This window comes from Campylobacter sp. RM12640 (genome assembly GCF_020137595.1).
Classification (GTDB): Bacteria; Campylobacterota; Campylobacteria; order Campylobacterales; family Campylobacteraceae; genus Campylobacter_E.
Window position 1 is genome coordinate 84,373 of the sequence record NZ_JACGAU010000003.1, and the last position, 23,738, is coordinate 108,110.

General features: G+C 29.8%; 17 protein-coding genes. 6 read left to right on the forward strand and 11 right to left on the reverse strand.

Annotation, left to right across the window (positions count from 1 at the left end):
• Positions 1-9: 9 nt before the first annotated feature.
• The 4 genes from AVBRAN12640_RS01835 to putP form a co-directional block, all read right to left on the reverse strand.
• Complete coding sequence (locus AVBRAN12640_RS01835; protein ID WP_442862254.1) at positions 10-1,953, reverse strand: transglycosylase domain-containing protein; 1,944 nt, start codon at positions 1,951-1,953, stop codon at positions 10-12.
• Positions 1,954-1,962: 9 nt separating this feature from the next.
• The gene (locus tag AVBRAN12640_RS01840) at positions 1,963-2,421 is read right to left on the reverse strand and encodes a hypothetical protein (protein WP_214117112.1); all 459 of its coding nucleotides are present in this window, start codon (positions 2,419-2,421) and stop codon (positions 1,963-1,965) included.
• Positions 2,415-4,955 (reverse strand): alanine--tRNA ligase, encoded by a 2,541-nt coding sequence (gene alaS, locus AVBRAN12640_RS01845; protein WP_336608817.1) that lies wholly within the window; start codon positions 4,953-4,955, stop codon positions 2,415-2,417. Before alaS ends, AVBRAN12640_RS01840 begins: the two co-directional genes overlap by 7 nt.
• Before the next feature lie 71 nt (positions 4,956-5,026).
• Positions 5,027-6,547 (reverse strand): sodium/proline symporter PutP, encoded by a 1,521-nt coding sequence (putP, locus tag AVBRAN12640_RS01850; protein ID WP_214119815.1) that lies wholly within the window; start codon positions 6,545-6,547, stop codon positions 5,027-5,029.
• A gap of 327 nt (positions 6,548-6,874) precedes the next feature.
• Here putP and AVBRAN12640_RS01855 point away from each other — a divergent pair, with 327 nt between their 5' ends.
• The 6 genes from AVBRAN12640_RS01855 (at position 6,875) to AVBRAN12640_RS01880 (ending at position 13,497) form a co-directional block, all read left to right on the forward strand.
• Entirely contained in the window at positions 6,875-7,966 is a 1,092-nt protein-coding gene (locus tag AVBRAN12640_RS01855; protein WP_336607071.1) for a DegT/DnrJ/EryC1/StrS family aminotransferase, read from the forward strand.
• Positions 7,967-9,085 carry a 5-methyltetrahydropteroyltriglutamate--homocysteine S-methyltransferase gene (locus tag AVBRAN12640_RS01860; RefSeq protein ID WP_336608818.1) on the forward strand — a complete coding sequence of 373 codons (1,119 nt, stop codon included), beginning with the start codon at positions 7,967-7,969 and terminating at the stop codon, positions 9,083-9,085.
• The gene (locus AVBRAN12640_RS01865) at positions 9,085-9,900 is read left to right on the forward strand and encodes a Gfo/Idh/MocA family protein (protein ID WP_214150536.1); all 816 of its coding nucleotides are present in this window, start codon (positions 9,085-9,087) and stop codon (positions 9,898-9,900) included. Before AVBRAN12640_RS01860 ends, AVBRAN12640_RS01865 begins: the two co-directional genes overlap by 1 nt.
• 88 nt (positions 9,901-9,988) lie before the next feature.
• Positions 9,989-11,575 carry a phosphoglycerate dehydrogenase gene (gene serA, locus AVBRAN12640_RS01870; RefSeq protein ID WP_214150537.1) on the forward strand — a complete coding sequence of 529 codons (1,587 nt, stop codon included), beginning with the start codon at positions 9,989-9,991 and terminating at the stop codon, positions 11,573-11,575.
• Positions 11,556-12,197, forward strand: a complete 642-nt coding sequence (locus AVBRAN12640_RS01875) for a histidine phosphatase family protein (protein ID WP_336608823.1) — start codon at positions 11,556-11,558, stop codon at positions 12,195-12,197. Before serA ends, AVBRAN12640_RS01875 begins: the two co-directional genes overlap by 20 nt.
• A gap of 400 nt (positions 12,198-12,597) precedes the next feature.
• Positions 12,598-13,497, forward strand: coding sequence for a LysR family transcriptional regulator (locus AVBRAN12640_RS01880; protein WP_214142702.1), 900 nt, complete (start codon positions 12,598-12,600; stop codon positions 13,495-13,497).
• Between the two features lie 9 nt (positions 13,498-13,506).
• Here the strand turns inward: AVBRAN12640_RS01880 and sdhE are convergent, their stop codons facing one another.
• From sdhE to rpsT, 7 genes are all read right to left on the reverse strand, one after another.
• Positions 13,507-14,367, reverse strand: a complete 861-nt coding sequence (gene sdhE, locus AVBRAN12640_RS01885; protein ID WP_214142701.1) for an 8-methylmenaquinol:fumarate reductase membrane anchor subunit — start codon at positions 14,365-14,367, stop codon at positions 13,507-13,509.
• 3 nt (positions 14,368-14,370) lie between these two features.
• Positions 14,371-15,330: an 8-methylmenaquinol:fumarate reductase iron-sulfur subunit gene (sdhB, locus tag AVBRAN12640_RS01890; protein ID WP_214117140.1), complete on the reverse strand. Its 960-nt coding sequence runs from the start codon at positions 15,328-15,330 to the stop codon at positions 14,371-14,373.
• Positions 15,330-17,174: an 8-methylmenaquinol:fumarate reductase flavoprotein subunit gene (gene sdhA / locus AVBRAN12640_RS01895; RefSeq protein WP_336608819.1), complete on the reverse strand. Its 1,845-nt coding sequence runs from the start codon at positions 17,172-17,174 to the stop codon at positions 15,330-15,332. The genes sdhB and sdhA overlap by 1 nt, the downstream gene beginning before the upstream one ends.
• 647 nt (positions 17,175-17,821) lie before the next feature.
• The gene (gene nifJ / locus AVBRAN12640_RS01900; RefSeq protein ID WP_214119808.1) at positions 17,822-21,373 is read right to left on the reverse strand and encodes a pyruvate:ferredoxin (flavodoxin) oxidoreductase; all 3,552 of its coding nucleotides are present in this window, start codon (positions 21,371-21,373) and stop codon (positions 17,822-17,824) included.
• Between the two features lie 60 nt (positions 21,374-21,433).
• Entirely contained in the window at positions 21,434-22,303 is an 870-nt protein-coding gene (locus tag AVBRAN12640_RS01905) for a hypothetical protein (RefSeq protein ID WP_214117149.1), read from the reverse strand.
• Positions 22,300-23,367, reverse strand: coding sequence for a peptide chain release factor 1 (gene prfA / locus AVBRAN12640_RS01910; RefSeq protein WP_214117152.1), 1,068 nt, complete (start codon positions 23,365-23,367; stop codon positions 22,300-22,302). The genes AVBRAN12640_RS01905 and prfA overlap by 4 nt, the downstream gene beginning before the upstream one ends.
• A 6-nt stretch (positions 23,368-23,373) precedes the next feature.
• Entirely contained in the window at positions 23,374-23,640 is a 267-nt protein-coding gene (gene rpsT, locus AVBRAN12640_RS01915) for a 30S ribosomal protein S20 (RefSeq protein WP_214117154.1), read from the reverse strand.
• Positions 23,641-23,738 lie beyond the last annotated feature (98 nt).

Here is a 23,738-nt window from a genome sequence, read left to right on the forward strand (position 1 = left end):
TTAATCTCCTTAAAACATCAATCCATCTTCTTCTTGTTGTTTTAATATATCATTTCTACTTGCTTTTGGTAAAGGTGATTTATCTGTATAATACCAAGTTTTACCATCAATCACTCTTTTATAAACGCCTTTTGGTATATCAAAAGTTCTCTTAATATTTGGATTTTCTGCTAAATATTTTTGCATAAAATATCTAAATACAGGAGCAGCCGTTCTAGCACCACCTTCATAATATTTCATAGGCTTATTATTATCATTACCATACCAAGTTATTACTTGAATACTAGGCGTAAAACCTACAAACCAAGCATCTATACTTTTATTTGATGTCCCTGTTTTTCCAGCTACTTCAAGTCCTGCAATTCTTGCTGCACCACCAGTTCCGGCTGCGACAACATTTTTCATCATATCAATCATTAAATAAGCTTGTTCAGGTTTTACAAATTCTTCTGCTTCTTTGGTTTTTAACTCAATTTCATTACCAAATTTATCAGTAACTTTTGTAATCAATCTAATAGGTTGTTTTGTTCCATAATTTGAAATAATGCTATAAAGTTCAGCGTAATTATAAGGACTAACCCCAAAAGAACCTAATCCTATTGATAAATCTTGTGGAACATTTGTAAAACCGAATTTAGTAATTGTTTGATGAACAAAACTAAGGCTAGTATCAAGTAATAAGTTAATTGTAGCTAGGTTTCTACTTTTTGTAAGTGCTTCTTTAAGAGTGATTAAACCATTAAAATCTTTTCCATAATTTTTAGGCTTCCAAATCATTTTCTTACCCTGTGCATCACGAGTTTCAAATACTCTTGCAATATCAGCAATCTCGCTAGCAGGTGAATAGCCAAGATTTAAAGCTGTAAGGTATACAAATGGCTTAAAGCTTGAACCCACTTGACGATTACTCATAGTAGCACGATTAAAATTACTTTTATAATAATCAACCCCACCAACTAAAGCTAAAATATCCCCGCTACTAGGCTCTGTAACTATCATAGCTCCATTGATTTGGTTTAAATCTATATCTTTATCTCTTTTGATAAGTTCATCATATCCAAACTTAATAGCTTCTTCAGCTATTTTTTGAGTATTCAAATCAACACTAAGTTCAACTCTATAACCACCTGTTTTAATGTCTTCAATTCCCATAGCTTGTAATTGTCTAATAGCTTCATCTATTACATAAGGAGCTTTATTTTGAGTTAAACTCTCATCATAAACAATTGGCTTTAAAGCTACATTTTGTTTATACTCAGCTTCACTAATCCAGCCTAAATCATACATTCTTTTTAAAACCGCATTAGCTCTTGAAAGCGATAAATCAATTCTTTTTGTAGGATCATATGTGCTAGGAGCTTTTGGTAAGCCAACTAACATAGCCATTTCTTTAAGGCTAAGTTCGTTTAATTCCTTATGAAAATACCCAGCAGCAGCTGTTTTAATCCCATAATATCCATGCCCTAAAAATATAAAGTTTAAATATCTTTCTAATATTTGTTCTTTTGTTAGATTTTTTTCAATTTCATAACTAATTATTGCTTCATTTATTTTTCTTTTAATGCTTTTTTCATTTGTTAAATAATGATTTTTCACAAGTTGTTGAGTAAGAGTTGAAGCACCTTCTGCTAAGCGACCTTTTTGAATATCTTTAATAATTGCTCTAAAAATAGCGTCAATATTAATTCCTTCATGTTCAAAAAAACTCGTATCTTCAATAGCAATTAATGCTTCAATTAGTCTTGGTGGAATTTCTTCAAATCTAGCATAAGCTCTATTTTCGTTAAAAACATTTGCAAGTAAAGTGCCATTTCTATCATAAAATTGAGTTGTAAGGTCTAAATCAAATTCCTTATAATCAATATCTTTATTTTCAACAACATTTAAAAAATATCCTAAAACAACACAGCCTAAAATTCCACAAACAGCTATAAAATAAATAATGTATTTCAAAAAATCTCCTTAAATCATAGTGCTAATGAGTAAAGCAAATAGCACACCAATACAAGAAATCAAAATATTTAACGGGATAAAATAATAAACAATTAAAGCTATTTTTTCATTACAAACTAATAATTTATTTTCTTTTTCTTTCTCACATAAAATAAATTGATAATAAATATATAATAAATTTAAAGTGGCAAAAGCATAAAGCGACCATTGCGTAGATGCTAAAGTATTAAACAATGGGTCAGAACTATTATTAATCATTACATATATAGCACTAAAAGCCATAACAGCCATTAAAACAAAAAACGCATAAAGCTGCTTTTTTAATATCCTTAGTGCTTTTTGTAAATTCTCTTCATCTTCACATAAATAAAAACCAGCATTTGCTCTAATGCCTAAATGAAGACCAATAAAGCAAATACCGGCTAATAAATGTATATAAGGTAAAACTAAGCTATCAAGCCCTAGCATATTACCTTCTTGATTTCATCTTTTGCTAAAGCTAAAGCTTCGTTAATTTTACTAATATCTTTTGCACCTGCAGTAGCAAAATCATCTCTACCGCCGCCATTTCCGCCTAAAAATTGAGCTACAATCTTAGCTAAATTTCCTGCTTTAACGCTAGTATTTTTTGAGCCAACCGCAATGCTTACTTTATCGTCTTTACAAGTGATTAAAACAATAACAGCTTTATCAAATTTATTTTTAAACTCATCTATACCAGCTTTAATATCAAGCCCGTTATATTCACTAACGCAAACATTAACGCCGTTAATAATCTCGCTATTTAAATTATTAGCACCATTTTTTAAAGCATCTTTTAGTTCTTTTATTTCATTTTTTAAATTCTCAAAACTCTTTAAAATATCATTTGTTTTTAGACTTTTTTTGATATTTTCAAATTCCGAAATCAAATTCCTTGAGTATTCTTTAGCAGCTTTACTTGCTATTGCTTCAATTCTTCTAACACCAGCACTTACTCCGCTTTCTTTTAATATTATAAAATCGCCAATTACTGAAGTATTGCTAACATGAGTTCCACCACAAAGCTCAATGCTATCTCCTAAAGTTAATACCCTTACTTTATCGCCATATTTTGTATCAAAAAGCGCCATTGCACCGCATTTTTTTGCACTTTCAATATCAGTTATTTGAATATTTGAATTTGTAGCTTTATAAATCATATCATTTACAATATCACTAATTTGCTTTAGCTCATCTTCGTTTAATGCACGAGTAAAATTAAAATCAAATCTAATTCTATTAAAATCTACAAATGAACCTGCTTGAGTTGCATTTTCTCCTAAAACCTTTCTTAATGCATAATGAAGCAAGTGAGTAGCACTATGATGTCTTGCGATTTCTGCTCTTCTTTCGGTATCAATTTTGATTAATAATTCATCATTTACATTAAAATCACCTACAATTTCAACTAAAGCTAAATTAATATCAAAAAATTTCTCAACTTCAAGCACATTTGCAACTAATTTATCATTTTTATAAATACTACCTAAATCGTAATTTTGCCCACCACTTGTTGCATAAAGTGGAGTTTTATCAAACATTAGCCAAGCTTTTTTGCTTTTAATTCCAATTTTAAATTCTTCATCTAAAACAGCTAATAATTTTGCTTTAATTTCAGTATTTTCATATCCAACGAACTCATTTAGACCGAATTTATCTAATAATTCTTTAAAATCTCCGTGAGTTGCTTTATCCCCACTACCTTTCCAATTTGCTTTAGCTAATTCTCTTTGCTTAGCCATTAGTTCATTGAATTTGTCTTCATCAATTTTAAGATTTTTTTCTCTTAACATATCAAGAGTTAAATCAAGTGGAAAACCATAAGTATCATATAATTTAAACGCAACTTCTCCACTAAAAACATTTTTAGTATTTTTAAGCTCTTCATTAAAAATACTCATTCCATTTTCAATAGTATTTAAAAATCTCTCTTCTTCGCTTAATAATTGCTCTTTTACAAAAGATTTTTTCTCATTTAAATATGTATAATGCTCTCCCATTAATTCACAAACAATATCTACTAATTTATACATAAATGCACTTTTAAATCCTAGTAAATATCCGTGTCTTAAAGCTCTTCTTACAATACGGCGTAAGACATATCCTCTACCTTCTTTATCAAATGTTACGCCTTGAGCTAGTAAAAATGTAGCTGAACGAATATGATCAGCAATTACTCTAAAGCTTGCTCCACTTTTATATTCATATTTTAGGTTTGCTAAACTTGCGATTTTTTCAATTATTGGCATAAATAATGAGCTATCAAAATTGCTAAATTTTCCTTCTTTAATAGCACTTACACGCTCAAGTCCCATACCCGTATCAATGCTAGGTTTTGGTAGTTTTGTCATAGTTCCATCAGGGTGTTTTTCAAACTGCATAAAAACTAAATTCCAAATCTCAAGGAATCTATCTCCATCTCCACCCATATAATCTTCATCACTTTTAAAATTTTCTTCACCTTGGTCGTAAAAAATCTCACTACAAGGACCACATGGGCCAGTATCACCCATTTGCCAGAAATTATCTTTATCTCCAAATTTATAAATGCGTTCTTTTGCAATGTGTTTTTGCCACATATTATAAGCTTCATCATCGTTTTCATGAACGGTTACATAAAGCCTATCTTTCGGTAATTTTATAACCTCAGTTACAAATTCCCAAGCATAAGCAATAGCTTGTTCTTTAAAATAATCACCAAAAGAGAAATTTCCTAACATTTCAAAAAATGTATGATGTCTTGCAGTATAACCAACATTATCTAAGTCATTGTGCTTTCCACCTGCACGAATACAAGTTTGACAGCTTGTTTTTCTAGGTGGATTTGGGCGTGGCACTTCACCTGTAAAAATACTCTTAAAAGGAACCATTCCTGCATTTGCAAAAAGCAAAGTCGCATCATCAGGCACAAGTGGGCTTGATGGGGTAATTTCATGACCTTTACTAGCAAAAAACTCTAAAAATTCTTTTCTTATATCCATTTTTATATCCTTGAAAATTTTTTAAATCATATCAAAAAGGTTTTAAACTAAAGATAATAAAGCTCTAATTTTTAGAGCTTTAATTTAGTTAGCATATCATCATAAGCTTTTTTTGTTCCTTGTCTTACTGGCTGTATTATTGAGCCTATTATTATAAATACTGAAGCTAGTAAAAATCCTGGTATTATTGAATAAAGTTCAAATATACCTTCTTTTGCAATATTAAAATAATCAATATGCTCCCACAAAATCACTCCTAAAGCACCAAAACTCATACCTAAAATCGCACCTAATCTACTCATATTTTTCCAAAATAAAGAAAAAATTATCACACTACCAAAAGAAGCACCAAAACCAGCCCAAGCATATCCAACAATATCAATAATACTAGTATTTTTATCAGCAGAAATTATAAAAGCAACAATAGCAACAACCAAAACACTAAGTCTTGAAACTCTCATTACTATCTTAGCAGGAGCACCTTTATTAAAAATTTTTCTATAAAAATCTTCTGCTAAAGTTGAGCTAGATACTAATAATTGCGAACTAGCTGTGCTCATAATCGCTGCTAAAATCGCACTTAATAAAATTCCAGAAATCCAAGGATTAAATAATAATTGGCTAGTTACTATAAAAATTCTATCCTTATCTAATAAGTCTATATTAAACTTATATAAATAAGCTATACCAATAAATCCTATTAAAATAGCTCCAATTAAGCTAATTACCATCCAAGAAATACCTACAAAAGTAGCAATTGGAATGTCTTTTGTGCTTTTTATAGATATAAACCTTACTATTATGTGTGGCTGACCAAAATACCCAAGTCCCCAAGCTAAAGAACTAATTATCCCTACTAAAGTTAAATTTTTACTCATAGAAATATAATCTTTTTGACTTTCTTCTCCAAGCTTAATTATTATATTAATAGCTTCGCTAAATCCGCCTATTTCATTAATCATAACCAATGGAACAATAATTAAAGCTCCCATCATCAATAAGCCTTGTATCAAATCAGTCCAACAAACTGCCTTATATCCGCCAACGAAAGTATAAACAACTATTAATATAGTTCCTGTAATTACTGCTTGTTCGTATTTAACTGAAAATAATTCTTCAAAAAGCTTTCCACCAGCTACTAAACCACTAGATATATAAATAGTAAAAAATATTAAAATCACAATAGCACAAATTATTCTTAAGGTATGACTATCATCGCTAAATCTAGTCTCAAAATAATCAGGAATAGTTATACAATCTTTTCTAACATCAGTATAAATTCTAAGCCTTTTAGCAACAAACATCCAATTAATTAAAGCACCAATACTAAGCCCTATTGCTATATAAGTTTTACCTAAGCCATATAATAAAACAGCCCCTGGTAATCCCATAAGAAGCCAACCACTCATATCAGACGCTCCAGCACTAAGTGCTGATACTATAGGACCCATACCTTTATCGCCTATAAAATAATCTTCTGAAGTTTTATTTTTCTTCCAAAAATAAAACCCAATTCCTAGCATTAATACGCTATAGAATACAAAATCTAAAATTATTGGCAAACTAATTTGCACCTTTTCTAATTCATTCATTTTTATCCTTTTATATAGACTAACTTTTAAAACTCTAGCACCTAAATTCCAATAATAATAAAATACTATAAAATAAGATTATTTAATAATTCAAATATTTTATTAATAAATAGATTTATTACTAGCTATAGTTTTTGAGTATTTGCTACTTGTTTATAAATAAAAGCTTTTAAATATCCTATTTTATCACATTCAATATCATTTTAAATAATTTTTATAAATTTATATTTTAAAAAAGCTTATTATAAAGATTACAATAAAGCCTTAAATAATTATGTATTAAATGAAAGCAAATACAATTAGCCTTTTATTTTTTAAGGATAATCAATGTTAGCATTCTGTGATTTAAAATCTCAATATTTAAAATACAAAAACGAAATAGATGAAAGAATTCAAAATATATTAAATAATACAAGTTTTATAGGTGGTAATGAAGTTGCTTTGCTTGAAAGTAATCTAGCAAATTATACAAAAGCAAAATACGCATATTCTTGCTCAAACGGAACTACGGCTTTATATGTAGCATTAAAAGCTTTAGGGATTAAAGAAGGTGATGAGATAATTACAACTCCTTTTACTTTCATTGCAAGTTCTGAAATGATAGCTTTAATTAAAGCTAAACCTGTTTTTGTTGATATAAGCGAAGTAGATTATAACCTTGATATAAGCAAAATTGAAAGCCTAATTACACCTAAGACTAAGGCTATTTTGGCAGTTTCAATTTTTGGTCAAATGCCTGATTTAAATTCCATAAAAAATATATGTAAAAAACATAATTTATACTTGATTGAAGATGCAGCTCAAAGCTTTGGTGCAAAAGATGATTTAGGCAATATCTCTTGTAATATTGCTGATATTAGCACGACAAGTTTTTTCCCTTCAAAACCGCTTGGGTGTTATGGAGATGGTGGGGCTATCTTTACAAATAACGATGAATTAGCAAAAAAAGTAAAATTACTTATAAATCACGGAAGCGAAATGAGATATAAACACGAAATAATAGGCTTAAATGCAAGACTTGATAGCATACAAGCTGCAGTTTTAAATGTAAAATTAAAATATTTTGATGAAGAAATTGCTAAAAGAAACGAAATTGCTAACATTTATACAAAAAACCTTAAAAACTGCATTACACCTAAGGTAAAATCAGGATATAAGAGTGTTTGGGCTCAATATAGCGTAAGGGTTAAAAATAGAGATTTAGTAGTAAAAAAACTAAGTGAAAACAATATCCCAACCGCAATTCATTATCCAATAGCACTATATTCGCAACCTTGCTTTAAATATTTAGATTATAAAGCAAGTGATTTTAAAGTATGCGAAAATGTAACAAATGAGATTTTATCTTTGCCATTTTCTGCATTTTTAGATACACTAGACCAAGAAAAAATCATTGAAATTTTTAATAAAGGAGAATAAATGAGAAGATTAGATCAAGTAGGTTCATTCTTAAGACCAGCTAAATTAAAAGCTGCAAGAAGTGATTATGCAAACGCAAAAATCAGTAAAGACGAATTAAGAGCTATTGAAGATGAGTGCATAAAAGAATTACTAATTGAGTGTGATAAAAACAATGTTTATTATCTAAGTGATGGAGAATTTAGACGCTCTTGGTGGCATTTAGATTTTTATTGGGGATTTAGTGGAATTAGCAAAATTATTAAAGAAAAAGGCTATGTTTTTAAAGGTATAGAAACAAGAGCTGAAGGTATTAAAATAACTAATAAAATAGAGTGTAAAGACCATCCTTTCTTAAAAGATTTTGCAAGTTTAGTAAAGATTGCAAAAGAATTAGGCATTGATACAAATCGCTTAAAATTAACAATTCCTAGCCCATCAATGCTTTTATATATGTTATTTATCCGTGGTGGATTTAATGTAGAATTTGAATACTACGGAAAAGATTATGCAAAATTAAAAGAAGATATTTTAAAAGCCTATGCTGATTTTTATTTAGAATTTGAAAAATTAGGCGGAGTTTATTTACAACTTGATGATGTTAGCTTTGGCTCGTTTTGTGATGAAGATTTTAGAGCAAATCTAATCAAAAACAACTATAACGCCGATGATTGCACTAAAGAATATGTGGAGTATTTAAACAAAAGCCTAGCAACTATGCCAAAAACAATCACAAGTGCAATACATATATGCAGGGGTAATTATAGAAGCCATTTTAGTGCTAGTGGTGGATATAGCAAGGTTGCTAGCGAATTATTTGCAAATCTTAATATAAATAAATTCTTTTTAGAATTTGATGATGATAGGTCAGGAGATTTTGAACCATTAAAATATATTAAAAATCAAATAGTAGTAATTGGACTTTTAACTACTAAAACTAAAGAAAATCCAAGTATTCAAACTCTAATTAAAAGAGCAAAAGAAGCAGCTAATTTCTTAGATACAAAACAAATTGAGTTTAGCACTCAATGTGGTTTTAGCTCTACAGAAGAAGGCAATGAAATTGATATGAATACTCAATGGGAAAAAATCGCACTTTTAAATGAATTAAATAATACTTTAGATAAAGAAGGCTTTTAATGAATATAGCATTAATAGGTCTTGGTGTAATGGGTAAAAACCACTACACCGAACTTTGTAAAAAGGATATAAATTTATATTGCTTTGATTTAATTAAGCCTGATTGGATTGATGATAATAAGTATTTTTCTAATTTAGATGAATTGTTAAAAAATGATATTGATGGAGCGATAATAGTTGTTCCGACTAAATATCATTATGAAGTATTTTCTAAGATTAAAGATAAAATCAATTTTATTCTAATAGAAAAACCATTATCATTTAGCCTTGATGAAGCTTTAGCTATTAAAAATAGTGGAGTAAATGTAGCAGTTGGCTTTTGTGAGAGATTTAATCCTGTAAGCCTTGAGTTTTTAAAACATATCAAAAACGAAGAAATAAAATATGCAAGTTTTATAAGAGCATCTAAAAAACCAGCTAGAATTAGTGATGTTGGGGTTGATTTAGACCTTTGTGTGCATGATTTGGATTTAGCAAATTTCTTTGGGATAAAGGCTAGTTTTAAAATAAATCGCACAAATAATCCTTGCACGCAAATTAAGCTAAATTCTAATAATCTTGATATTTTAGCTTCTTGGGAATTTAATAGCAGGATTAGAAAAGCCTTTATAAATACAAATGTATCAAGCTATGAATTAGACTTTTTAAACTCAAAATTAATTAAAGATGAAACTACAATAACACTTCAAGCTCATTCAAGCTTAGCAAAAGAGCAAGATGAGTTTATTAATTATATCAAGACAAATGATTTAGGGCTTTTAGCAAGTGTTGATGATGCTATTTATACTCAAGAAATTCTAAAGAATTTGAATTAAGATATTAAAAATACCGACTTAAAACAAATTAATTAATCAATCCTTTAAAATAATTGCTAGAATAAAGCTTTTATTTAAAGGAGAGTAGATGAACAAGATTTTAGTTTTAGATGGAGTTAGCGATTTAGCTACTAAAATTTTAGAAAAAGATTGCAAAGTAAGTGAATATCCTAAAATTAGCGAAGAAGAATTGCTAAAAATAATTGGTGATTATGATGCAGTTATTTTAAGAAGTGCTACAAAAATTACAGAAAAAGTATTAGAACACGCTCATAGATTAAAAGTAATTGGTAGAGCTGGAGTTGGTGTTGATAATATAGATATAAAAGCAGCTACAAAAAAAGGAATAATAGTAGTAAATGCACCAAATGGTAATACAAACGCAGCTACAGAACATACTTTTGCACTAATGTTAAGCCTTGCTAGAATGATACCTAACGCACATGCTAGCGTTGTAAATGGTATTTGGGATAGAAAAAGCTTTTTAGGACTTGAATTAAAAGATAAAACTTTAGGGGTTTTAGGTTTAGGCAGAATTGGTGCTGGTGTTGCTAGTAGAGCACAAGCATTTGGTATGAAAGTAATTGCGTATGATCCATATCTTAGCAACGAAAGAGCTATTCATTTACAAGTTAAAAAATGTGAATTAGATGAAGTTTATGCTGAAGCTGATTTTATTACATTACACCTTCCATTAACAGATGAAACAAAAGAAATGATAAATAAAAATAGCATAGCTAAAATGAAAAAAGGTGTAAGAATTATAAATGCAGCAAGGGGTGAATGTATTAATCTTGATGATTTAACAAATGCTTTAAAAAATGGAGATATTGCAGGAGCTGCTCTTGATGTTTTTGCTAATGAGCCATTAGGAAACCACGAAATTACAACTTTAAAAAATGTGGTTTTAACACCGCATTTAGGTGCATCTACAATAGAAGCTCAAGAAGGAGTTGCAGTTGATGTAGCAATTGCTATTAAAGAAGCGTTAAATGGTCAAATGGTTGCTAGTGCTTTAAATGCTGTGCCAGTTAGTCCTGAAATGCTAAATAAAATTAAGCCTTATTTTAATCTAGTAAAAGCATTAGGATTTATTGCATGTGAAGTTAGTAATTCAGCAATTAAACAAGTTTTCATTGAATATTCAAATGCCTTTAAAGAACTTGATACTAGAGCTTTAAGCCAAGTAATGTTATGTGGATTATTAAATTCTATATTGCAAGAAAAAGTAAATATGGTTAATGCACCAATTCTAGCTCAAAATAGAGGAATAAGCTTAATTGAGCAAAAAAGTGATGAAGTAAATAATCAAATAAAAGTAAAAATAGTAAGCGAATTAGGTGAGCACGAAATAAGAGGAGCTTTAATGAGCGATAAGAGTGCTTATGTTAGTGGTATTGATGAATATGATATTAAATTTGAACCAAGTGGAGTATTATTGTTAGTGCCACACGATAATGTGCCTGGTATGATAGGACAAATTGGAACTATTTTAGGCGAAGCAGGAATCAATATTTTAAGTATGCAAGTTAGCAAAACAAATACAAGTGGTGAAAACATAATGGCAATTAGTATTAATAAAAAGCCATTAAAAACAGATTATAAAAAACTTTGTGAATTAGCTGGAGTTCATGGAGTTAAGATAATTGATTGCAGTGAGATTTGCGATGATTAATCTAATACTACTTAGACACGGGCAAACTAATTGGAATAAAGAAGGTAGATATCAAGGTCAAATTGATACTGATTTAAGTGATTTAGGCAAGGAGCAAGCTAAGAAATTAGCCCTTGCTTTAAAAAATATACAAATTGATTTTTTTATAGCAAGTCCTTTAAAAAGAGCTTATGAAACAGCTTGTGAAAGTGCTAAATTTCACAATAAAGAAGTTTTAAAAGATGAAAGATTATTAGAGATAAATCACGGAACTTGGGAAGGTAGATTATCAAGTGAAATAGAACAAGATTTATTAAAAAAATGGAAGCAAACCCCACATTTAGTAAAAATGCCTAATGGAGAAAGCTTAAAAGATATTTTAAATAGAGTAAAACTTGCAATAAACGATTATATTACAAAATATGATGGAAAAACAATTGCAGTTTTCGCTCACGATGCAGTAAATAAGGTAATCATTTCTCATTTATTAAATGCACCACTTAGTTCATTTTGGAATATTACTCAAGATAATACCTGTATTAATGTCCTTGAAATATCTAATGATTTAGCAAAAATAATAACCTTAAATAACACCAATCATTTAGGATATTTATATTCTAAAGAAATTCAATTAGGTTTATAATGCTTATTTAAATTCTTATTTTGATTTTTACAAAATAAGAATTTAAAACAATTGCTTTACTAAATAATTCATCTTTAAAAATTATATAAATTTATATAATATGAAAACCATAAAATACAGCTTCAATTTGCTTTACAATATTCTTACAAGATATATTAATCTAAAGCAGAATTTGTTGTAATGTCAATATTATTTAGCATATTATTTTTGCTATTTTACTTATATTCAGGTATTACCCACGCTAGAATAATCATTTTTACTTTGTTTTAAAATCTTATAATAAATATTGTCTATTTAAATTTTAAAAGTAAAAAATTTTATAAAGCTATTTTTTATTTTATTACCAAATAACATATAAAATATTTATATGAAAAATAAAGAATTTAAATTAGGATAAAAGATGAATTTTAGACATATGCAACTATTTTTAAAAGTAGCAAAATTACAAAGCTTTACAAAGGCTGCAAATGAGCTTAAAATACCGCAACCATCATTATCTCAAAGTATTTTTGCATTAGAAAATGAGCTAAAAACCACGCTTTTTAATAGAAGCACAAATCCAATATCTTTAACCGAAGCAGGAGAAATATATTTAAAAAAAGCAAATCTAATAAAAGATATGATAGCAGAGCTTGATACTGAAATTTCAGCACTAAACAATGCCAAAACTGGCAAAATTCGTATAGCATTCTTACAAAATGGCTATAATATGATTCCAAATCTCTTACCACAATTTTGCAAGCGTTTTAGTGATGCTGATATTAAAATTTCTCAAATCTTTTCAACGCTTAAAATCAAACAAATGATTTATGATGATGAAATTGACCTTGGAATGCTAGTTTTACCACTTGATATAAAATATTTAAAATATGAAATAATAAAAAGCAGCAATGTTTTTCTAGCACTGCCATCTTTACACGAATTATCTTTAAAATATAAAAATAAAGAATTGCCAGAAATATCAATCAAAGAACTAAAAAATGAGAAATTTATTCTGCCAAAATCTTCTCAAAGAAGTAGATTAGATATTGATTTAATGTTTAAAAACAATGAATTTATTCCTAAAATTTTATGCGAAACTGAGACTTTTGATATTGCAAATTCAATAGTAGCAAGTGGTGTTGGTGCTACTTTTACTATTAGCGAATTAATAAAAGATGATAAAAAAGATAAAATAAAATTATTCAATATAAAAGATAATAATTTAATTAAAACATTAGTTATAGCTTATAAAAAAGATAAAAAACTCTCACATTTAGAGCTTGAGTTTATAAAAATGGCAAAAGAATTAGGGGCTTAGCCCCTAAAATTATGCTAATTTTGTAGCATCAATTATATTTAAATCAAGTCCTAATTGCTCGTTGCTAAGACCAAGTGCTAATCCTACTAATTGAGAAAGATGAATTATTGGCTTTCTAATTTCAGAACCCATTGCATCTTGATAGCGTTCTTGGTAAATATCAAGCTGCATTTGGCAAAGCGGACAAGGTGTAACAACGCAATCAGCACCATTTTTATCAGCACTACCAACAATTTGAGATGACATTTTTTGCACCGATTTTACTGCTGGATAACTAGCGTGAAAACCACAGCAATCTAAGCGTTTTTCAAACGGAACTATTGTCGCACCGAGCGCACTAACTACAGCTTCAAAGCTTTTTGGATTAGTTGAACTTTCTTTTGCGTTATATGATTTTTCAGGGCGAATACTATGACAACCATAAAATAAAGCTACTTTTAGATTTGAAAGTGGCTTAACAACTTTTGATTTTAAGGTATCTAAATTCTCATACAAAATCCATAAAAGGCTTGTTATTTCATTATTTCCTTGATATTTCATATTACCTTTTGCTAAATATTCATTTATGCGGTCTTTTGCACCTTTATCTAAAGCAGTTTTTGCACGAGTTAAAGTTAGCATACAAGTGCTACAGGTTGTTAGCATTGGCATATTCATATTCTCAGCTAATGCTATATTTCTAGCATTTGCTACAAGTGCTGCTATTGGGTCTACATCTTGTGCTTGAGATGCACCACAGCAACTCCAACCCTTAATCTCATGTAAAGTTATACCTAGTATTGGAGCTATTGCTTCTAATGACATTTTTGATTCTTTAGCTGCTTGACTTAAAACACAGCCAGGGAAAAAAGCGAAATCTTTTTGTTGCATAACTTACTCCTTATTAGCAGCTCTAGCTGCTTCAATCATTTTTACTAAATCTTCATGACCTTCAATTTCTTCATCACCAAAAATATGTAATGGATTCATCTTACCTGCTTTCATTAGATTGTATGCAATATCTATTTTTGTAGTATTTGCTAAAACACCTTCAGAGCGAAGTGCTAAATAAATCTCATTTAATCTACCTGTATCTTCTAAGTCTTTTAAGAATGCTTCTGCGTGAGCTGGTCCTGTGCCATCTTTTAAGCCTTTTTTCATAGCCATTACTCTTAGCATTGCTATATCATCAGCAGCACTAATTCCTTTAGGACAGCGGTCGGCACACTCTTGACAATGAACGCACATCCAAAGACCATTTGCAATAGATGGTTTTAAGTGTTTTAAAGCATCTTTTGAGCGTGAATCATAAGCAGCACGAAATGCATGAGTAAATACAAATGGTTCCATATAATCACTTGAATCAGCTTCAAGTTTATTACATTCACTAGCACAACAACCACATAAAATACAATCCCATTGTTTTTTAATAGCATCAACTTCAGCTTGAGTTTGCACGCAACCTTTTTTATCAGAAAATGCTTCTTTTGGTGTTATAGTTGGTTTTATTTTTCTTAAATTCTCAATACTTGGCTCCCAATCTACAACTAAATCCGAAAGAACTTTAAAATTTGCCAAAGGAGAGATTTTTAAGCTTTCAGGATTGTCATATTCTTTTAATAAATCATCCATTTTAGTATCACAAGCAAGGTATGAATGCCCATTCACACGCACACCACAAGCACCACAAATCGCCATACGACAAGCCGAAGTAAAATTTAGTGAAATATCTTGAGTACGTTTTATATGTTGTAATAAGGCTAAAAGCGTTTTTCCCTTTACTTCATCTATACTTAAATCATATGCTTGAACAAATTTATCAACTCCATTAAAGCGGTCAATTAAAATTTTCATTAGTATTTCCTTTCTTCAGGTTTAAATTCTGTAATAACTACATCTTTATAACTAAGGCTTAATTTGTCATCTTTTAAAGTAACAAGGCTATGTTTTAAGAAATTCTCATCATCTCTTGTTGGATAATCTTCTCTAGTATGAGCCCCACGGCTTTCTTTTCTGTTTAATGCACCAAGACAAGCACATCTTGCTAAAAGAATGAGATTTCCAAATTCTAAATACTCAATTAAAGCGGTGTTATAGAACATATTTGGATTTGAAATTTTAAGATTATTATATTTAGCCCAAATCTCATCTAGGATTTTTATATGTTTTTCAAGCTTTTCTCCTGTTCTATAAATTCCCATATTATCCCAGTTATATTGTCCAAATTCTTCTCTTAAACCATAAAGCTCGTTAGGTTTTGAATTACCACTTGTTATATCTTTTAGCTTAATTCTCCATTTTTGAGCTAATTCTTCAGCGTGTTTGCCAGAGCCATAATTTTGTCTTTTACTTGCATACTCACCTGCACCCTCACCTGCAAGTTTACCTGTAACTGCCGCATCAGCTAAGCTATTTCCACCTAGACGATTTGCTCCGTGAATTGAAGCACAACTTGTCTCACCTGCAGCAAAAAGTCCTGCTAAATGAGTACTCATATCATCAAATTTTGCAATTTCTATACCACCCATTGAATAGTGTGCTGTTGGACGAATTTTAATTGGTTCTTTTACTAAATCTATACCTTCAAATAAAAGTCCAATATGACGAATTTGTGGTAATTCATTCATAATTTGTTCTTCACCTAAATGTGTAACATCTAAAAGAACATAAGAGCCCATTCCTTCTCCAAATCCATTGCCCAAACGAATTTCACTTTCAATTGAACGAGAAACAATATCTCTTGGAGCAAGCTCAAGACGATTTGAGTATTTACTCATAAAGCGTTCGCCTTTATTATTAATTAATTTTCCACCAAGACCTCTTGCCGCTTCAGTAATTAATGCACCACCATTTCTAACTCCTGTTGGGTGAAATTGAAGCATTTCAGGGTCTTTAAACGCAAGTCCAGCTCTAAGTGCTGCAGCAATTCCATCTCCACTAGCATTAAATGGTGTTGAAGTGCGGTTATAGAACACACGAGTATAACCACCTGTTGCTAGAACCACTGATTTTGCTAATACAGGCACTACATCTCCTGTTTGCATATTTAAAAGAACTACACCTTCGCACTCATTATTATCAATCGCAATATCAAGTAAGTAATGGTCAAGCAAGAAATTAACACCATTTGTAATAGCTTCATCAAGACAGGTGTGCATCATAATAGAGCCTGTTTTATCGGCTGCATAATTACAGCGTTCATATTTTGCACCACCAGCAAAACGCCTTGCAACCGTTTTATCTTTTTGTCTATTAAAAGGCATTCCTGCATAATCAAGTTCGTGAATTGCTTCAGTTGCTTTTTCGGCAAATTTAATAATTACATCTTGATCGCCTAAAAAATCACTACCTTTAACAGTATCATACGCGTGTAATTTGTTTGAGTCACCATTTTCAAAATCAATCACACCATTAATCCCACCTTCAGCCATACAGGTTGCATTTCGTGATGGCATACCTTTATTAACTACTACAACATTTAAATTTGGATGATTTTTTCTAACCGCAACAGCAGCTCTAAGACCAGCACCACCAGAGCCGATAACTAAAACATCTACGCTTGGTAGTGAGGTATTTTTACCACTTTTTTTAAGCTCACTTGCCATAATTGATACAGGGCTTGTGCTAGCTGCTACTGCACCAACACCAAAAGTAGCTGATTTTATGAAATCTCGCCTATTGAATTTTTCTTCATTCATATAAAACTCCTTTAAATAAGAATTTTGGTATTAATCTTTATTTTTTTCTTAAAATAAAAAATTAATAGCAAAATATTATTCTAAATTACATTATAAGTCAAATATTATTTTTTTTATAATCTCATAAGATAAAAATTATAATATATAAAAAATCACGATTTTATGGTATTTTGAATTAGAGAATTTGTAATAAAATTAATATAAAAAATAAAATATCATCAATATTTATTAGCAATAAACTTATAAAAAGTTTCTTTTTTAGTATTTTAATAATTAATAATTTTTCACATTGCTTATAAATCTATAGTATAAATTTACTAATATTTTAAATATTTAATTTGCCTTTATTTACGCTAATTTTGAATATATACTATTAAGCTTTAAATAGGCAAATTAACACCATTTAAGTAATTACTTTAATTTATAATAATTAGATGATATTTTTATATATTCTTAAAAAATAATTTTAATTTTTGAGTATAAAACTATGAAAGTGTTTTAATGCTTTTATAAGCGTCAATAATGTTTCTTATTTCTTCATAAAAAGATTAATATGATTAATAATTCAATAGTTATAAAAAAATTATATTAGTGTTTTAAATTCTATTTGAGTAATAAAATAATCAAGCCCTAAAAAGGGCTTGAGATTATTCAGAAACGCTATAATCAGCTGCTGCTAAACGCTTTAATTGTCTATAGCGTCTTTGTGCATCTGCTTTGTTGCGAGCATATAGTTCTGCTGCTTCTTTTGGATTTCCTTTTTTTAGTGAGTTATAACGAACTTCTGCCATTAAGAACTCTTCATATAAATTCCAATCAGGTTCTTTTGAAGCAATTTTTAATGGATTTTTACCCTCTGCTTCTAATCTTGGATCAAATGTGTAAATTGGCCAATAACCACACTTAGTTGCGATTTCTGCGTGATCACCACTAGCACCCATTCCACCTTTAATTCCGTGAGCTATACAAGGGCTATAGCAAATAATTAAGCTTGGTCCATCGTAAGCTTCTGCTGCGATTAGTGCTTTAATAAAATGAGCATAATTTGCATTTGAATTTACTTGAGCTACGAAAATATTTCCATAAGTCATAGCAATTTGTCCTAAGTCTTTTTTCTGACTTGGCTTACCACTTGCAGCAAATTGTGCTACTGCACCTGTTCTAGTTGATTTTGAAGCTTGTCCGCCTGTATTTGAATAAACTTCAGTATCCATTACCAATACATTCACATCTTCTCCACTAGCTAAAACATGGTCAAGCCCACCATAACCAATATCATAAGCCCAGCCATCACCACCAAAAATCCATTGAGATTTTTTAGCTACATAGCTTTTTAGACCTAAAATTTCTTTAGCGCCTTCAAGCTCTGCGTGTTGTTCTAATAATGGAATTAGTCTATCTCTAACATCTGCTGTTATATCAGCATTTTTCTTATTAGCCAACCATTCGCCATAAAGAGCTGCAATTGCATTTGGAGCTTTATCTTTCGTATTAATCATAATATCTTCAATTCTATGGCGAATTGTCTCGGTAGCAACTCTCATACCCATACCAAACTCAGCATTATCTTCAAATAATGAGTTGCCCCAAGCAGGTCCAAAACCTTTATCATTTTTGCGATATGGAGTAGAAGGTGCTGAACCACCATAAATTGAGCTACAACCTGTTGCGTTAGCAATCATCATTCTCTCACCAAACATTCTAGTAACTAATGTAATATATGGAGTTTCACCACAACCTGGACATGCTCCGTGGAATTCAAATAATGGTTGTGCAAATTGAGCACCTTTTGTAGTATCTTTTGCTATAAAATTATCTTTATAAGTAACTTTATGGAATAAGTAATCAGCATTATCTTGTTCGCCTTTTTCTAGCTCTTCTTCAAGTGGAACCATAACAAGTGATTTTTCTTTACTTGGACATTCAGTTACACATAACTCACAACCTGTACAATCTAATGTTGAAACTTGAATTTTAAATTTAAGACTTTCGCCTTTTACACCTTTAGCATCAATTGAATGCTCTTTCACGCCTGCTGGAGCATTTGCCATTTCTTCATCATTAATTAAGAATGGGCGTATTACTGCATGTGGGCAAACTGATGCACATTGGTTACATTGAATACAATTTGCTTCAATCCATTTAGGAACCATAACACCAACACCACGCTTTTCATATTGTGTAGTTCCATGCTCAAAACTACCATCTTCATATCCAATAAATGCTGACACTGGTAAATCATCACCTTTTGCAGCGTTCATAGGTTTAACTATATTTTCAACAAAAGCAGTTCCTATGTATTTATCATCAGCTTTTTTCTCATCTATTACTAAATTAGCCCAAGCTGGATCAACAGTAACTTTTACTAAACCTTGTGCTCCAATATCAATAGCTTTATAGTTCATCTCAACTACTGCTTCGCCCTTTTTAACATAGCTTTTATATGCAAATTCTTTCATATATTTTTGAGCATCTTCATAATCAATAATTTTTGCTAATTTAAAGAATGCACTTTGCATAATTGTATTTGTTCTATTACCTAGTCCTATATCACGAGCAAGTTTTGTAGCATTTATGATATAAAAATTCACATTTTTTTCAGCTAGAACTTTTTTAACTTTATTAGGAATTTTTTCAATTGTAGTTTGTTCGTCCCAAATTGAGTTTAGTAAGAAAGTTCCGTTTTCTCTAATACCTGCTAAAACATCATAAATATCTAAATATGCAGCAACACTACAAGCAATAAAATGTGGGGTGCTTACTAAATAAGTTGAAGTTATTGGCTTTTTAGAAAATCTTAAATGGCTTCTTGTATATCCACCTGATTTTTTACTATCATAAGCAAAATATGCTTGTGCATATAAATCAGTTTTATCTCCAATAATTTTAATTGAGTTTTTATTTGCACCTACCGTTCCATCAGCACCAAGTCCGTAAAATAAACATTCAGTTGTGCTTTCATCTCCTAATGAAATCTTTTTGCCTAGTGGTAATGAAAGATGAGTTACATCATCATTAATTCCAATTGTAAAATTATTTTTTGGTTTTTCTTGATTTAAATTCTCATATACCGCAAGTAATTGTGCAGGGTCAACATCTTTTGAACTAAGACCATATCTACCACCTACAATTAAAGGCGCATTTTCTTTATCATAATATGCAGCTTTTATATCAAGATATAAAGGCTCGCCTATACTACCTGGTTCTTTTGTTCTGTCTAAAACTGCAATCTTTTTAACTGATTTTGGCATTTCTTCAAAGAAATATTTTAAGCTAAATGGTCTATATAAATGAACCATCATAACACCAACTTTTTCGCCTTTTTTGTTTAGATAATCAACCACTTCAGTTAAAGCTTCATTTACACTACCCATAGCAACAATTACACGAGTAGCATCAGCAGCACCATAATATACAAATGGTTTATAAGTTCTACCTGTAACTTTTGAAATCTCTTTCATATAATCAGCTACTACATCAGGTAAAGCATCATAAAATTTATTAGCTAACTCACGAGTTTGAAAATATATATCATCGTTTTGCGCTGTTCCACGAGTTTTTGGATGTTCAGGATTTAAACAGGTATCACGGAATGCTTGAACTGCATCCATATCAATTAATCTTTTAAATACTTCATAGTCCATTACTTCAATTTTTTGAATTTCATGAGATGTTCTAAATCCATCAAAGAAATGCATAAATGGAACTCTTCCTTTAATAGCACTAAGATGAGCAACACCAGCTAAATCCATAGCTTGCTGAACGCTATTTGAGCATAGCATTGCAAAACCTGTTTGACGAGCTGCGTAAATATCTTGATGATCACCAAAAATTGATAAAGCTTGAGCAGCAATTGCACGAGCAGCAACATGTATAACACCAGGAAGCATTTGACCTGCGATTTTATACATATTTGGAATTTTAAGTAATAAACCTTGAGAAGCTGTATAAGTTGTAGTTAATGCACCAGCTTGTAACGAACCATGAACGCTACCAGCAGCACCTGCTTCACTTTGCATTTCAACAATTTTTACAGGCATTCCAAAAATATTTTTCTTTCCTTGAGAAGCCCAAATATCTGTATAATCAGCCATAGGTGAACTTGGAGTAATAGGATAAATTCCTGCGACTTCTGTGAACGCATAGGCAGCATATGCAGCGGCTTCGTTACCATCCATTGTTTTCATAACTTTTGCCATAATTTTTTCCTTTTTTATAGAATTTGTGTTTCAATTTTACTCAAAGCTTATAAATAAATGTTAATTTGATTCAAGTTTGTAAGTGCTAGAAAATAGGACATTTTTAGTATTGTAAATATTGTCAATCAAAAAAGTTACTGATTTAATTTTAGGGTTAATTATTTCATCATAATGAGTAAATAAACTTTCAAAAAATATAATATTTTCATTATTTTTTAAAAATGGTTTTATGATTTCTTTAAATTCTATAAAAATAATTTTAATTAAATCAAAATTTTCAATCTTAAACTCAATTTTTTTATTTCTTATTTTAAAACTAATTTTACTTGTATTTGAAAGATTGATTTGTAAATTAGTCGCTATTTTAGAATAATCAATTGCGTTATTTACAACACTATATTTTACTCTAAAATCTATACTAATATCATTTAACATATCAAGAATAGATTTATAAGCAGTTTTATTTAAATACCAAGATAAAAATGCTAAATCATCTTTTACATTGTCATTAAACTTCAGATTATCAACATTAAATTCAAATTCTGAACTCATATTAAACAAGCTAGTATCATCAAAATAATATTTATTTTTATCAAAATAATATTCTAAATTATTCTTTTCTATAAAAGAGTATTTTAAATCTTTAAAATCCTTTTCAAGTAATTGTAAAAAATTATAAAATGCAACTCTGTTTTTAATATAAATATTAGAGAATTTAAAATATTTAAAAACTCCATTTTCTATAAAACATTCAGTATAACTTGAACATTCCACCTTAGCTGCTATATATAATTTTTCAAGTAATTTTACTAGATAATCTATTTCTTGTTTTTGCTTGATTATATTTCTTTGTTCTTGTTGATAATTATCATACAAAAACACACTAGTTGTTAATACAACAACAAGTATGCTTAAAATTATTTTTTTCATAAATTAGCTTCGTTTAAAGCCTCTGATTGATAGTGAGCTATTAGTGGCTCAATGATTTCATCTAACAAACCATCTTGCATAATTATGTCTAATCTATGTAAAGTAAGATTTATTCTGTGATCACTTATTCTATTTTGTGGATAATTATAAGTTCTAATTCTTTCACTTCTATCTCCACTTCCAACTTGAGATTTTCTACTCTCTCGCTCTTTTGCTAATCTTTCTTGCTCTTGCATTTCATAAAGTCTTGCTTTTAAAACTTTTAAAGCACTTTCTTTATTTTTATGCTGACTTTTACCATCTTGATTAACAACAACTAAACCTGTTGGAATATGCGTAATTCTAACTGCAGAATCAGTAGTATTTACACTCTGACCACCATGACCACTACTTCTCATTACATCAATTTTTAAATCATTTGGATTTATTTCAATATCACTATCTTCTACTTCAGGCATAACTGCAACGGTTATAGCACTTGTATGAACTCTGCCTTGAGATTCTGTAGCAGGAACTCTTTGAACTCTGTGTGTGCCACCTTCGTATTTTAATCTTGAATAAGCTTTATCACCTTTAATTAATAAAATAATCTCCTTAAATCCACCTGCACTGCCTTCACTTTGACTAACTACTTCTATTTTATAATTTTTATCTTCAGCATATCTTGCATAAGCTTTAAATAAATCTCCGACAAATAAAGCAGCTTCATCTCCACCAGTTCCAGCTCTAATTTCTAAGAAAATATTCTTATCATCATTTGGGTCTTTTGGTAATAAAAGTATTTTTATTTCTTCTTCTAATTTAGGTTTTAATTCTTCTAATTCTTTTAATTCTTCTTTAGCTAAATCACCTAAATCAGGGTCTTGCAATAAAGTTTTATTTTCTTCAATTGAATCTAGCGTATTTAAATATTTTTTAGCAACCTCAACTATATCTTCTAAACTTTTTTGTTCTTTTGATAAGGCTGTAACTTTTGCTAAATCTGTAGTATTTTCAATATTACTTAAAAACGCTTGAATTTCTTCATAGCGTTTTAAGAAAGGTTCAAGTTTGCTTGCTAGCATTAAAAATTATGCACCAATTTTATTTACTAAAAGTGCTAAACGACTTACTTTTCTTGAAGCTGTTTGTTTTTTAATAAAACCACGGCTTACCATTTCGTGAATTTTTTTATTAGCTACTTTTAAAGCTGCTGCTGCCGCTTCATTATCATTAGCTGCTGCTGCTTCACGAACTGCACGAGTAATGTTTTTAAGTCTTGTTCTATAGAATCTGTTTCTAATAGTTTTTTTAATTGTTTGTCTAGCTCTTTTTTCTGATGATTTATGATTTGCCATAAAAAATTCCTTCGTAAAAATTTTTAAAAGACTGATTTTAGTAAAGTTTTGTTAAAATAATCTTAATTCAAAATTAAAATCATACTGAAAGGCAAAAA